At 61.6% G+C, this 14,255-nt stretch carries 9 protein-coding genes; 4 read left to right on the top strand and 5 right to left on the bottom strand.

Annotation, left to right across the window (positions count from 1 at the left end; genetic code table 11):
* Positions 1 to 128: 128 nt before the first annotated feature.
* Positions 129 to 2,177, bottom strand: a complete 2,049-nt coding sequence (locus tag IEY31_RS17850) for a molybdopterin oxidoreductase family protein (protein WP_188974310.1) — start codon at positions 2,175 to 2,177, stop codon at positions 129 to 131.
* Positions 2,178 to 2,375: 198 nt separating this feature from the next.
* Between IEY31_RS17850 and IEY31_RS17855 the strand changes: the two genes are divergently transcribed.
* Entirely contained in the window at positions 2,376 to 3,290 is a 915-nt protein-coding gene (locus IEY31_RS17855; protein WP_188974311.1) for a threonine ammonia-lyase, read from the top strand.
* Positions 3,291 to 3,317: 27 nt separating this feature from the next.
* On the top strand, positions 3,318 to 3,698 hold the full coding sequence (locus IEY31_RS17860; protein ID WP_188974312.1) for a RidA family protein: 381 nt from the start codon (positions 3,318 to 3,320) through the stop codon (positions 3,696 to 3,698).
* A 348-nt stretch (positions 3,699 to 4,046) separates the two neighbouring features.
* On the opposite strand, the gene IEY31_RS17865 is transcribed toward IEY31_RS17860, so the two are convergent.
* Entirely contained in the window at positions 4,047 to 5,828 is a 1,782-nt protein-coding gene (locus tag IEY31_RS17865) for a sensor domain-containing phosphodiesterase (RefSeq protein ID WP_229723759.1), read from the bottom strand.
* 744 nt (positions 5,829 to 6,572) lie between these two features.
* On the opposite strand from IEY31_RS17865, the gene IEY31_RS17870 reads away from it, so the two are divergent.
* Entirely contained in the window at positions 6,573 to 10,373 is a 3,801-nt protein-coding gene (locus IEY31_RS17870; RefSeq protein ID WP_188974313.1) for an Ig-like domain-containing protein, read from the top strand.
* Between the two features lie 145 nt (positions 10,374 to 10,518).
* Here the strand turns inward: IEY31_RS17870 and IEY31_RS17875 are convergent, their stop codons facing one another.
* From IEY31_RS17875 to IEY31_RS17885, 3 genes are read right to left on the bottom strand one after another with little or no spacing between them, the layout of a single operon-like run.
* Positions 10,519 to 11,118, bottom strand: a complete 600-nt coding sequence (locus IEY31_RS17875) for an IS3 family transposase (protein WP_188974314.1) — start codon at positions 11,116 to 11,118, stop codon at positions 10,519 to 10,521.
* Positions 11,057 to 11,476 carry an IS3 family transposase gene (locus tag IEY31_RS17880; protein WP_188974315.1) on the bottom strand — a complete coding sequence of 140 codons (420 nt, stop codon included), beginning with the start codon at positions 11,474 to 11,476 and terminating at the stop codon, positions 11,057 to 11,059. Before IEY31_RS17880 ends, IEY31_RS17875 begins: the two co-directional genes overlap by 62 nt.
* Before the next feature lies 1 nt (position 11,477).
* Positions 11,478 to 11,720: a helix-turn-helix domain-containing protein gene (locus IEY31_RS17885; protein WP_188974316.1), complete on the bottom strand. Its 243-nt coding sequence runs from the start codon at positions 11,718 to 11,720 to the stop codon at positions 11,478 to 11,480.
* A 627-nt stretch (positions 11,721 to 12,347) separates the two neighbouring features.
* Here IEY31_RS17885 and IEY31_RS17890 point away from each other — a divergent pair.
* Positions 12,348 to 13,949, top strand: coding sequence for a cytochrome-c peroxidase (locus IEY31_RS17890; RefSeq protein WP_268238978.1), 1,602 nt, complete (start codon positions 12,348 to 12,350; stop codon positions 13,947 to 13,949).
* The last annotated feature ends 306 nt before the right edge of the window (positions 13,950 to 14,255 follow it).

Genomic DNA, 14,255 nt, shown 5'->3' on the forward strand with positions numbered 1-14,255 from the left:
TCAGCCACCACCCGGTCCTTGGTCATAGCCAAGTGTGCGCTTCCAACCAGTCAACGGACTACCAATAGAGTCAGCGGCACAGCTGGATCGCCAGGGCAGAGCGGCACCTTCAATGTCCCCCGGATCGGTCAGGAGACGGCGGCCCCGGCGGGCCGCACCCGCACCCGCGTGTTGTGGAAGGTGCTGCCCCCGCCCAGATCCGTGAGCGTCTGGGCGGTCAGGGTGTTGATACTCTGGCCGTCCGGCGCCGACAGGCCCCACCACGTGCCTTCTACCACCACCACACCTGGCTGCGTTGCCTCGCTCACCCGCACGCGGCGCTGCACCCGGCCCACTTCGGATTCCAGCGCGGCGTATTCTCCGTCGCCCAGCCCGGCTGCCTGCGCGTCATCGGGATGCATCAGGAGCTGGGGTTCGCCGCCCTCGGCGCGGTTGAGCTGCGGCAGGTTGCCGTAGGTGCTGTTCAGGAAGTGGTGAGCGGGCGGGGTCAGCAGCCGCAGGGGATAGGCGTCGTTCAGGGCAGCCTGCGCCTCACGGTGCACCGGCGCGGGCGCCAGCTGCACCCGGCCGCTGGGGGTCTCCGCTCCGTGGGCATACGGCAGAAAAGGCGTGGGCAGGTTCAGGCGCACGCTGCCCTCGGCTTTCACCCGCTCCGGGGTGATGCCCGCCAGGTACGGGTGGCCACTGTCCAGCACCGCCTCCAGCAGATCATCTACGCTCCAGTACACGCTCGGCTCGGTCACGCCCAGGCGGCGGGCGAGCTGCTGAAAGACCCAGGAGTTGGGCCGCGTCTCACCGGGGGCCTCCAACTCGGCGGGGTTGTAACCCAGCCAGTGGTGGCCATAACTTGTGTACACGTCGGCGTGTTCGGCAAAGGTCGTGGCGGGCAGCACGTAATCGGCCAGCCGGGCTGTCTCGGTCATGGCCTGTTCCAGCACCACCACGAGCAGGTCGTCGCGCTGCAGGCCGGCACGCACACCGCCCGAATCCGGGGCCACCACCGCCGGGTTGCAGTTGTAGATCAGCGTGGCGCCCAGCCCGGCGGCGGGCTTCAGGGCGTCCGAGAAGGCGTTCATGTTGATGTGCGGCGTGTCCTCCCGGATCAGATGGGCCGCGCCCAGCTGCGTGCGGTTGAGCTTGAAGGCCCCGCTGCTGCTCAGGACGCAGCCGCCCCCCGGCACGCGCCAGTCGCCGGTCAGCGCCGAGATCAGGGTGACGGCGCGCAGGTTGGTTCCGCCGTATTCGTGGCGGGTCATGCCGTAGCCCACCCGGATGTAGGTGGGCCGGGTGGTCCCGATGGCGCGGGCAAGGTCCTGCACGTCCTGCACGCTCAGGCCGGTCGTGGTGGCCGTGCGCTGCGGCGTCCACTCGCGGGTCGCCTCACGCAGCTCCTCGATGCCCTGGGTCGCCTCGGCGATGTAGGCGTCGTCGGTCCAGCCGTGGGCGAACAGCTCGTGCATGATGCCCAGCGCCAGCGCCGTGTCGCTGCCGGGCCGGATCTTGAGGTGCGTGTCGGCATAGGCGGCGGTGCGGTTGCGGTACGGATCCACGCAGATGATCCGGGCGCCGGCCTTGCGCGCCGCCGTCAGCTCGGGCGTCAGGTGGCTGTGGGTGCTCAGGCTGTTGATGCCCCACAGCACGATCAGCCGGGCGTGGCGCACGTCCGCCGGGTCCACCGCGTAGCGTGCGCCGTAGCCCAGGGCCCAGGCCTCGGTGCCGGCGGTGGCGCAGATCGTCTCGTCCAGTTCCGGGGTGCCCAGGGCGCGGAAAAAGGCGTGGACGTGCGTGCCCTCCATCAGGCCCATGGTCCCGGCGTAGTTGTAGCGCAGGATGCTCTGCGGGCCGCGGGTGTCCAGCAGCGCCGTCAGGCGGGCCGCAATGTCGTCAAGCGCCGTGTCCCAGCCCACGCGCTCGAACACCGGCTCGGCGTCGGTCTTGGGGTTCACGCGCCGCAGCGGGTACAGGGGCCGCTCCGGATGGTTGGCCCGCGCCGGGTAATGCACCGTCTTGGCACACGCAAAGCCGCGGGTGTAGGGATGGGCGGCGTCTCCCGTGACCTTGAGCATGCGCTCCTGCCCGTCCTCGCCGCGCCCGAGCGTCACCCGCAGGCGGCAGGCATCCGGGCAATCCAGCGGGCAGGTGAGCAGCACGTCACGTGTGGAGACAGAGGCGGTCATGCGGGAAGTCTACGCGGCGCGGCCGCCAGCTGAGCGAGCGTGGGGTTCATTTGACCCTCTCCCCGTTTCCGGTGCGAACCTGAGGACACATTCAGCGGCACGTGAGCCGCCGAAACCGTTGTCCCACAGCACGGCCGACAACACTTGAAGACTGACAATGACTGACAACACCTTCTGGTCCCCGATTAGACTGTCCGGGTGATCACACTCGAGGACGTCCGTGGGGCTGCTGGGAGGCTTGCGCCGCATATTCACCGTACGCCGGTTCTGTCTTCTGGATCGCTCGACCGACTATTGAGCCGCGAACTGCTGTTCAAGAGTGAGCACCTGCAGAAGACAGGCAGCTTCAAGGTGCGCGGGGCGCTGAATGCGGCGCTGCAACTCGATGGTCCGCGCGGCCTCGTGACCCTGTCCAGCGGAAACCACGCGCAGGGCGTGGCCTTTTCCTCGCGCGTACTGGGCGTTCCCTGTGTCGTCGTGATGTACGAGGACGCCAGCGAGACGAAGAAGGCGGCGGTGCGTTCCTACGGCGCGACCGTTGTGGACGAGGGCGTGACCCGTCTCAATGGCGAGGAGCGCGTGCGTGCCATCGCCGCCGAGCGGGGTTTTCACTACATCCATGCCTACGATGACGCACAGGTGATGGCCGGGCAGGGAACCCAGGCGCTGGAATTCACCGAGCAGACCGGCGCCCCCGAGGCAGTCCTCGTCGCGGTGGGTGGTGGCGGCATGATCAGCGGTATCGCCACCGTCATCAAGGCGGTGTGGCCGGGCACGCGCGTGATTGGGGTGGAGCCTGCGGCGGCCGACGACACGCGGCGCAGCCTGCTGGCAGGTCGGCGGATCCGGCTGGAGGCGCCGCCCCGCACAGTTGCAGACGGCGTGCAGACCATGATGCCGGGCGCGCTGACCTTTCCCGTGGTGCAGAAGTATGTCGACGAGGTGCTTGCCGTGCGCGAGGAAAGCATTCTGGAGGCGCAGCGCCTGATGATGCGGCACCTTAAGCAGGTCGTGGAACCCACCGCAGGACTGACGCTCGCGCCGCTGCTGGAGGGCGCCGAACTGCCGCGTCGCCTCGGACTCTTCGTGTGCGGCGGCAACTGGCTGCCCTGACGCACGGAGCGTGGTAGAACCTCACCCATGTCACGCCAGAGCTTCACCCCGGAACGTGCTCCAGCCGCCGCCGGACCCTACTCGCATGCCGTCCGTATTGGGCCGTTCATTCACACGGCGGGGCAGGTGGGCGTGGACCCGGAAACCCGGCAGGCCCGTGAGGGTGTGGAGGCGCAGACCCGGCAGGCGCTGGAGAACGTGCGTGCCGCCCTCGTGGCCGCTGGGGCCAGCATGGGGGACGTCCTGCGGGTGGGCGTCTACCTCACCCGGGCTGAAGACTTTGCGGCGATGAATGCCGTGTACCGTGAGTTCTTCGATGCACCTTACCCGGCCCGCAGCACCGTGTACGTGGGGCTCAATCCAGGCCTTCTTGTGGAGATTGACGCGCTCGCAGTAGTAGAGGCCTAGAACTGCTTGGAATCAGGGGTTCTTGTTGCGCTCCTAAACCTCCGGTTGTGATGAGATCGCTGTCTAAATGGCAGAAGACACCTTTTTGTTCAATGAGGTGTTCAGCAAAGGTGATGGTCTCCTTGATATTGAGTTTCGGTGCCGAGAGAAACCAAGCATCGATAACCCGAGGGCTGAGCCATTGCAACACAGGTGCGATACCGAAAGACTGGACGCGGCATTGGAATATGCCTCCCCCTGAGATAAGCCGGTTACGTCGGCGAAGTCTTTCCTCAGCTGTTTGATGGAATTTCTGAAGCATTACCGCCAGACCCTTATTGAGGGCGACCCTCCAGGCCAGATGCCCGGTCAGGAAAGGGGTTGCGGCCGTCCAAACAGGTAGCCCTGAAAGAAAGTGCAGCCCACCTGCGACAGAAGTGCTGCTTGCCTGGGGGTCTCAATACCTTCTGCCACTGTCGGGAGTCCAAGCGCTGTGGCGAGCGCCACGATCCCGCGCACCACTTCCAAGGCTCTCTGTCCACTGGGCGTCACTTCTCCGATTGGTGCGGTGAAGCTCCGGTCGATCTTGACCAGTTCGATGGGCAGGCTTGTCAGTGCCATCAGACTGCTGTAACCATTACCGAAATCGTCCAGAGCTGTTCGCACGCCCAGTGCATGTAAGTCTTGCAGCACTGGGGCGAACCGGGGTTCCAGCATGCTGCTCTCCGTGAGTTCCAGCCAGATGCGCCGGGGCTCAACTCCAGTCTCCGTGAGGATCCACTGCAGAAACTCCACAAAGTCTGGTTGCCGGATTTCCAGGGCGCTGACGTTCACCGAGACCCGACTAATACGCCTCGCTTTCAACGCATTGATGGCCTGCTGCAGAACCCAGCGGCCAATCGGTACGATCAGTCCGGAGGTCTCAGCCAATGGAATGAAGTCCAGCGGACTGACCACGCCTGTAGGCCGGACCCACCGGAGAAGCGCTTCGTGCGCCACGACAGCGTGGCTCTCGGCCTGCACCACTGGTTGGAAGTACAGCTGCAGCTCATCACGTTCCAGTGCCCGATGAAGCGCGGTCAGGCGTTCCATCTGGATGGTGGTCCGCTGATCCTGTTGCCGTTGAAAGGCCGCGTGGCCACCACCAGCTTGCTTGATCCGGTACATGGCCGCGTCGGCGTGCTTGAGCAGGGCGTCCATTTCCAGAGCGTCATCCGGGTACACGCTCAGGCCGAGACTCCAGTGGACGAACACTTCCTGGCCTTCAATCAGGAATGGATCGGCAAAACCATCCCGTAACCGTTTCATAACCAGGTCGATATCGGCGACGGAGCGCACGTCGGTAAGCAACAGCACGAATTCGTCTCCGCTGATCCGGGCGACGGTGTCACTGGTTGAGGTGGCTTCTTTCAAACGGCGCGCGACGTCTTTAAGGAGATGGTCACCAGCGAGATGCCCGAAGGTGTCGTTGATCATCTTGAACCGGTCAAGATCCATCAAGCCCACCACAACTTTCTCTCCTGAGACGTCGGCACGCCGGCAGGCTTCAGTGAGCTGCTGACGGAAATACACCCGGTTGGGCAAGCCGGTGAGGGCGTCATTCATGGCCATGTGACTGAGATCGGTGAGCGCCTGACGCAGTTTCAGCTCGGTCATTGCCATTTCGGCAAAAGTCGCGAGAAGGGCAGTCTCTTTCTCGCTGAACTCCCGAGGCTCGGTGCCAAGAATGCAAAACGTGCCGAGTTTGTAGCCGTCAGCGGTGATGAGAGGGGCGCCTGCATAACTACGAACATGAGGATCACTCACAACCACCGGGTACGTTCGAAGCCGCTCATTCAAGGTGGCATCCGGGATGACCATCACCCCGTCCTGGGCGATGGCGACTGAGCAGAATGACCCACTCCGAGGAGTTTCGGACAACGGAACACCATGGTTGGCTTTGAACCACTGCCGATCTTTGTCCACAAAACTGACCAACGCCATGGGCATGTCGAAGACACGGGCCGCAAGTTCTACCAGATGATCGAATTGTGGCTCTGGTAACGAGTCAAGAATGCCTAGCTGGTGCAGCGCTGCGAGCCTCAGCTCCTCTTTCTCGAAAGCATCAACGTCTTTTTCGTCTATGGAACTTAAATCTTGAAAGGCGTTCAAACGGCACGATCTATAGCATTCATTAAGACACTATAGCCGATGTAAAAAAATGAGGTAATGGTACTCCTAGTTTCATTTCCTTGCCCAACACCTGACACTTCGGTGGATTGCCTTGCTCGTAGGTGGGAGTGGTGTGTTGAGCAGCCTAAGGCAGGCCCAGGAGACATACATCCCCGCCCCACCTGACGGCCTGACTCGCACGGCCCGTCCTCGGTTTCCGCTCTTTTTCACGCAGGGCAAGCCCGAACCGTTACGTTTTTTAGACGCACTTTAGGACCAAGGTCTGATATTCACCCGCGCCCTTCGTCCGTTGAAATGAGAGTCAGATCAGACTACGGTGAAGCAACCAGAATCAGGCGATGTCGGCTGCAGGCCAGTGGGGGAGGGCACAAATACGGTCAGCTTGAAATTCGGCCTCTGGGTGAACAAATAGACGGACCGTTTTGGGGACCGTACACGTTCGACTAAGGATCGGACCCCAGAGACGAAATTTTCGGTGGCCACGCGTTCTTTCCAGCATCGCTGGCATATGGCACCACGAGGAGCACTATGTCCCGGGATACCTCCGTGCATCCTGTCGGCCACTTCTGGGCTGGCAATCTAGATTCACCTCTGCAGGGTTTTCAGCATACCGCTTCAAAATTTTCGTGGCGACGTCGCGCCAACCTACCCACTGTGAGGGCAGTGGGTTCAGTGGTGCTGCTCGCAGTGCTCGCTGCATGCGCTGCCCCACAAGCCCCACAAGTGGTTGATCAGACCTCACCGGCCGCTGCGGTTGCGCCTATCCTCCTGCCAGAGTCCATTTCTGATGCCAACACCGGCGGAAATCCCCGCTTCTTCTGGGTGACAAACAAGGGCGTGACCACCTTCCCGGGCAACCTCGACACGGCACTGACCCCCAGCGTCAAAATATGCAAGGTCGTCAACAACATCGCTACCACCACCTGCCCGGTGCTTATTAGTGGCGCGCAGCTTACCCTGACGCCCGACAATCTTGCTGCCAACCCACCCATATACGGCTTCTGGCGCGGACGCTGGAACACCAAAACGCCAGCCCTCAGGGTGACTGACGATTACCGCATGAGCGTGATGATCGGCAACAAGCTGTTGGGTTACCAGGATGTGGATCTGGTGGCCACCAGTGGGGAGACCAAGAATCCTCGCGTCGGGTTCATCGCCATCGTTAACGGTTCCTCACTGGATTTCAAATTCCGTATCGAAGCGGGTGCAACTGCACCTAACGTCTCCTTCTCGCCGGACTCCCTCGTGTTCCAGACCGTCTTGGTAGGCAATTCCAGTACGAAGCCTGTCACCATTAAGAATGTGGGGGTCAGCATGCTGGCCCTGACTGGCACAGGCCTGAGCGGAGCCAACGCCGGCGACTTCAGCGCTACTCTCAGCGGTTGCGGCTCTCTGGCGCCGCAGGCAACTTGTACCGCGAACGTAACCTTCCGGCCTACAGCACTCGGCCCACGTGCTGCGACCTTGAGCCTCACTACTACCGGCGCTACCGTGGCGCAGACCCTGGCCCTGACGTCAGGCCCCGCGTCGCAAGCCATTAACCGGCCGCCCAGGCTTCCACACTCCATCATCGCGTTCCCGGTTCGTGATTTCATTTCCGGGGCCGGATACGCCGCCACTGACCGGGTCACTGTGAGCATCTTGCGCGGCGGCCTGCGCGTTGGATTCGTCAACAACGTGATTCCCCAGGATGATCCGAGCACGCCTGAGTTTGATGGTTTGGTGGACGTCAATCACCCGGGTGGCGTGTGTTGGGAAAATAGCGTCCCCGACATCCGCGTTGGTGATCTCGTCCGGTTGGAAACGGCGCCCGGCGTAGGCGACGAGACCTTCGTGCAGGGTGTAACTGTGACGCAGCCCGCTACTATTGTGAGGCGGGCGACCCTGGATGCAGCCGGCAATTCCAATGCTGATGGCGTGATCGAGGTCCACGGCCGGGCTATGGACTTGCAGACCAATCAACGACTTGACCCCGCACAGTTCGAGGCGCGGCTTATTTCCAAGGGCAACACTTTCACCTTCAACGGCAAGCGCTCGCTGCGCGCGGGCGGCGCCGGAGGCAAGGACGGCACTCTGACCTTCGACACCACCGATCCGAACAACGGCTTGTGGACTGCCCGTTTCAGCGGCCTGACCCAGCGCGACCTTGACCTGGCCGAGGCGGCCGAATCGCGCGCCTTATGGCTAGGCCGCGACCCAGTGACCTCGAGCGAAATGACCATCTATGAGTTCGGCCAGTTCCCCGGCTTTGCGGGTGGCTGTGTTGGCCCGGTGACCGGCTTCGCCGGCCCATTGGCTGCACCAGCACCGGCCAGCCTGACGTTCAACGAGCAAGGTCTATACGACCCGGAGAATCCTGGAACCAACCCGGCTTCGGCGCCACAGATCATTACGCTCAGTAACGGCGGCGGCATCGCCCTGAACATCTCGGGCGTGAGCCTCAGCGGTTCCGGCTCAGCCGATTTCCTGATTGATACGAACACCTGCACGGGTACCAGCGTCGCTCCAAACGGTGCTTGTACAGTGGGCGTACACTTCCAGCCCACTTCGGGCGGGTTGAGGAATGCCCAGCTGAACTTCGTCGACAACGCCGACAATACTCCGCAAAGCGTGACACTGACCGGCAACCTTAATTCGGTCACGCCGGGACCGATTCACGAGCCGCCTCAGGATCCGCACGCCCTGTTTGTCTTCCCGTCGCGCGACTTTGTCTCGGCAGAGGGTTATGGCCCCAACGACCGCGTGAAAGTTGAGATTCTGCGGGGTGGCGTCCAGATCGGGGTGGCCAACAATGTGGTGCCAAAAGACGATCTTGGCACGCCAGGCTTTGACGGACTGGTTGACGTCAACCACCCAGGCGGGGCCTGCTGGGAAGGCGTAACGCCGGATCTGCGGCCTGGCGACGTGGTGCGCTACACCACTAATTTCGGTGTGGTCGATCAGACCACCACCCAGAATCTCGTGGTCACCCAGCCCGCCACCCAGGGCCGCAACGCTGACGGAAGCCCCGCGTCGAGCGTCGTGATGACCGGCTACGCGCTCGGCCAGGACAATCTGCGCCTGCCCCTCGACCAGTTCGAGGCCCGCATCATCGCCAAGGGCAACACCTTCGGCATCAATGGCCGGCGATCCTTGCGGGCCGGTGGTTTGGGCGTGCGTGAGGGCACCCTGACCTACGATACCGCCAATCCCAACGACGGCCGCTGGACTGCCGTGTTCCCCGGCCTGTCCCAAAGCGATATCGACCTCGCCGCCAGTGTGGAATCACGTGGCGTGTGGCTCGGGCGCATTCCGGCAGCCCTGACCGAGAGCACCATCTACGAATATGGCGCGGGCGGCGGCCCGGTGGGTTGCGCCGCGCCCCTGAACGTGCCGACCGCCAGTCTGAGTCCGCTGTCACTGGACTTCGGTGCCGTCACACTGGGCAGCACCACGGCAGCCCGCTCGGTAAGCCTCACGACTTCCAGCCCGGCCAGCATCAGCAGCCTGAGCGTGGTGGGCATCGATCCGGGCGAGTTCACGGTTGATCGTGGCGCCTGCGTCAACCCCAGTTCGACGTCCTGCACCTTCCGCGTGACCTTCATGCCAGCGGGCCTGGGCATCCGCACGGCCGGCGTGATGATCGTAGACAGCGCGGACGGCAGTCCCCACTTCCTACCCGTGCGCGGCGAAGGCGTCGTGGCTCCGCCACCCAATCGGCCGCCCGTCGGCGTGAATGACTACGTCTCCGGCCACGCTGGACGTGTGCAGACGCTGAATGTCCTGACCAACGACACGGATCCCGATGGCGATCCCCTGAGCGTAACTGGCGTGAGTAACGGCACGAACGGCGTGGCGAGTTGTACTCCTGGCGGCGCCTGCACCTACACTCCCGACATCGGCTACTTCGGAACCACCTACTTCGCTTACACCATCTCGGATGGACGCGGCGGCAGTACCAACGCCACTGTGACGGTCAACCTGACCAACGCCCGTCCGACCTCACAAGGCGACAATGACCGCACCGTCGAGAGCCGCGCAGTCAGCACCAACGTCCTGGCCAACGACACCGATTCGGATAACGACCCGCTGAGCGTCATCAGCGCCACTCAGGGTACGAACGGCGCCGTGTCCTGCACCAGCAGCAGCTGCACGTACACCCCAAATCCGGGTTTCTTTGGCACGGACAGCTACACCTACACCGTCAGCGACGGTTTTGAATCGGCCACTGCTACTGTGAGTGTGATGGTCGATCCTATGGCGAAGGCGATTGATGACGGGCCCATTAACATCCCGCTGTCCTCTTTTGACCCGGCGGTGGGGGCATTCATCGACTCCGCAACGCTGCTGGCCAACGATACGGGGCGTGGGCTCATCGTCACGAGCAACTCCAGTAGCTCTAGCGGAGGCAGCGCGACCTGCACTGCCACAGGCTGCACCTTTAAACCCAGTAATTCTGGCTCCGCCACCTTCAACTACACGGTGCAAGACTTCTACGACAATAACGCCACCGCCACCGTTCAGCTCAACTTCACACAACCCTGAACAGACTGAATACCCCATTTAGGGCCTGAGCTGGTGTAGATTTCACCGCACTCCGACGATGAAAAGTGAGACGATATGGCTAGATATCGTCTCTATCCTCTATACCTGTATACTGAGATCTTGCAGTTCGTGAAGTTGCAAGGGTTTAGTGAAGGGACAGTTCAGGATAGGGAGCCTGTTCCTCGAAGGCCACCGGGGAACGGTAGCTCAGTGAGGAGTGACGACGCTGCCGGTTGTAAAAGACCTCAATCCACTCGCACACCTCACTGCGGGTCTGGGCACGCGTGCCGCGTGCCAGCTGAAGGTCAAGCTCGACCTTCAGGGTTGAGAAAAAGCTTTCCTGAACGGCATTGTCCCAGCACGCCCCCTTGTTGCTCATGCTCTGCACTGCCTTCAGGCGCTCCAGGGCCCGCCGGTAGACGTCACGGGTGTTCTGGCTGCCCCGGTCAGAATGATGGAGCAGCCCGGCTTCGGGCTGCCGTCGCTGCCAGGCCATGTTCAGGGCGTCCATCACGAGCAGCGTGTGAAGGCGTTCATTCAGCGCCCAACAGCTCGGGACGGCCCGACGCCAGCCGACAATCTTCCTGGAGAAGAGATCCATGACCGTAGCCAGGTAGAGCCAGCCCTCAGTCGTTGGTAGGTAGGTGATGTCGGTGACCCATTTCCGATTGGGCCGGTCGACTTCAAATTCCCGGTTCAGGAGATTTCCTGCGAGTGGGTGGAGAGGTGATGCCTTCGTGGTCACGCGGAATTTCCGCTTGCAGCGAACCTTGTCCCCTCGCTACCTTCATCAATCGTCCGATTCGCTGACCGCTCACCCGTTCCCCCTCCTCGGCCAGGTCGGCCTGAATTCTCGGAGTGCCATACGTCCCCCGGCTCCGTTGATGGCTGTCCTTGATTCTCTCGGTCAGGGCACGATCTTTGCGCGCCCTGGTGTTTTCGGGCCTTCCTCGCCAGGCGTAATACCCGCTGACACTGACCGCCAGCACCCGGCACATCAGAGCCACCAGAAATTCTTCCTGATGCTGCTGGATGAAGGCGAAGATCAGCTTTGTCTGGCGAAGAAGCGGGCAAGCGTCCTCAAGGGCGTCTGTTCTGTCCAAGTCAGGCCACCGCTTTTTTCTCGATATCCCGCTCCTGACGGGCAATTTGCAGTTCACGCTCCAAGTGCTTAATGCGCTCTTCCTGTTTGGAGTGGGCCGCGATACCACGCCCCGTGTTCCCGGGGCGTCCTGCAGGCTCCTGCGCCTCCCACTGCTTTTTCCAGCGAGCAACGTAGTGGGGAGGAATAACGAGGTCACGGGCGATCTGAGCACAGCTCTTGCCCGTCGATTGAACCAGCCGCACAGCCTCCTGCTTGAACTCCGCGGTGTACTGCTACCTGGGGGTAGTCATGTTCATCTCCAGTCTGGATCAGACTGAACTTCCCCTCCACAAAACCCTATCAAGATCATTCGACATGCTGGACGAAATCAACGGAAGAACCGCAAAACTGGGTCACCCCAATGGCTACCATTGGAAGGGGGGATTTCTCCGCCTGAAGGCTGAGTCCCCTACGTCTAAGGGTCAATTGTTCCAAAGTTGAATGTGCCTTAAGCTCGCTCTTATATGAGCGGATGATAATGCTCATGATTATCAGGTCCGCCTGCGGAGGTAGACCTGCGTGAAAACATTTCTGTCTATTTAGACCCAGAGACTCAATTGAGGTGTTTAACGGTGCCAAGCATGATCAGGCAGCTGATGGACGTTGCTAGGGGGGGACAACGTTGCAAGGCATGGCCTGAGTTTTTAGATCAAGACTCGAGGTTAGTGTCAATTCCACCCACCCACCATCAGAGGAGTAAGGGGATGCCTATGGTCAGCCACGATTTAGGGAGCAAGAGAGGGCTTCGCCTCATGGCCATTGGGGCCTTGCTGACACTGGCGGGGTGTAACCAGCCGACCTCCCCAGTTCAGGCGTCAGTCGGCGAGGGAATGCGCCTGGAAGGTCTTGCAAGCAAGGCTGGCCTACTGGTACCTCTTGGGGCGGTGCGGGTTCCGACACCCCCACGTGGCGAGATCAAGAACCGGGCGGCGGCCATTCGGCTCGGCAAGGCGCTCTTCTGGGACATCCAACTGGGAGGCGACGGTATGACTGCGTGCGCGTCATGTCACGCGCGAGCAGGGGTGGACACCCGCACGGTCAATACGGTGAATCCCGGGCCGAATGGCCTCTGGGAAGCGGTTTCTGGCCCTGGCATGCCCTTTGCCTTCCATCTTCTGGAGGGCAGCGACGACGGTATTGATCATGCCCCGGCCGGGGGCGACGACATCATCGGTGCACAGGGCGTCGCAGGGATGATCTTCAAGGCGATCTCCACCGATCCTATGATGGCGGCCGACGTGTGCACCGTTGATCTCTCGACGCCCTTCGGAGCTCACCGACAGGTCACGGGCCGCAATGGACCCAGTACCGTCGCCGCCGTTTTTAACCGCCAACAGTTCTGGGACGGGCGCGCCAATGACAACTTCAATGGTCTCAATCCTTTCGGGGCGACGGCAAACGCAGAAGGGGCAACCCTTTACCGGCGTGATCGGCGGCAGTTCCGTCCGGCTGGGGATATTTCAGTGCGGGATATTGCCACGGTTGAGGATCTGGTGCCGAATTCCAGTCTGGCCTCACAGGCTGTCGGGCCTGTCAACAACGACGTTGAAATGTCGTGCTTGGGTCGCAAGCTCAACGGCAAGCAGGGTGTTGCAGCCAAGATGCTGGCCCGCAAGCCATTGCGGTTACAGACCGTGGATCCAGCAGATAGTGTATTGGGATCGCTGGCTGATCCAACGGGCGGACTGAATGTAACTTACCAGGCCATGATTGACGCTGCCTTCTTTAAACGAGAAAGCACGCGGTCCGTTTCCCGTTTTAGCGCAATGCTGGGCCAGGCTATGCAGGCTTATGAAAGCACCCTGATTCCGAGCCAGACGCCTTTCGACGCTTATCTGGGTGGGCGCCGGAACGCGATGACGGATCAGCAGAAGCAGGGCTTCGACATCTTCCGGGGCCGTGGACAATGCATGGCCTGTCACGTAGGCACCGAACTCACCGACGCGAGCTCCCGCTTCTACGATCTTCAAGGCCCACTGAACGTTGATGGTGGTGACCAGGGGTTCCACAACATTGGTGTGCGGCCCACCACTGAGGATCTTGGACGCGCGTCGCTGGGTCCAGCGGGCGCCAGCTTCTCGGAAAGTGGGTCGAAATTTGACCGGGGGGCCTTTAAAACACCCAGCCTCCGTAATCTCAAGCTGACCGCGCCGTACTTCCACACTGGCAGTGCCGCCACGGTTCATGACGTCATAGACTTCTATGAGCGCCAAGGTGATTTCGATAACCCCGAGAAGTCGAGCGTGATGAGTGCCATCGAACTCAGAAGCGAGGATCATATTGCACTGGAGGACTTCCTGCTCAATGCCCTGCTCGATTGCCGGGTGGCCTTGGACCAGGCGCCCTTTGATCACCCTTCGCTACCTTTGCCAAATGGTGATGATCTGAGCGCTGTGGGCGCCACTGGGCTACCAGGTGCGAGCTGCCCCTGAGTCATCCGTTGCACTTTCACACCTCTCCAATCCACCCACTCTGCCCTTGATTCTGTTGCATCTGAGCCTCTGACAAAAAGTCTGGAAAGTGAAGTGTCCCCAATCGGGGACACTTCACTTTGGGCGCTCTATCCGAGTTGCTCGTGACCCAGTGTCGTTGGTTGGAAGATCAGTGAGAAGGGGCACGCTCCCTGACCTTCTGCCACTGGTGGCCTCGCGTAAAAAAATTAATCGGTATTCGTATCAGATTGAGCGACGCTCACTGCTTAATTCGTGTGGGATGTTGCCCTGTACAGCTCCGTGGAC

It is taken from the genome of Deinococcus aerolatus, assembly GCF_014647055.1.
Classification (GTDB): Bacteria; Deinococcota; Deinococci; order Deinococcales; family Deinococcaceae; genus Deinococcus; species Deinococcus aerolatus.

What these genes read in the sequence shown, in the direction of transcription:
- IEY31_RS17850 (WP_188974310.1), bottom strand. Translation starts at nt 2,177, where the DNA reads ATGACCGCCTCTGTCTCCACACGTGACGTGCTGCTCACCTGCCCGCTG.
- IEY31_RS17860 (WP_188974312.1), top strand. Translation starts at nt 3,318, where the DNA reads ATGTCACGCCAGAGCTTCACCCCGGAACGTGCTCCAGCCGCCGCCGGA.
- IEY31_RS17890 (WP_268238978.1), top strand. Translation starts at nt 12,348, where the DNA reads ATGCGCCTGGAAGGTCTTGCAAGCAAGGCTGGCCTACTGGTACCTCTT.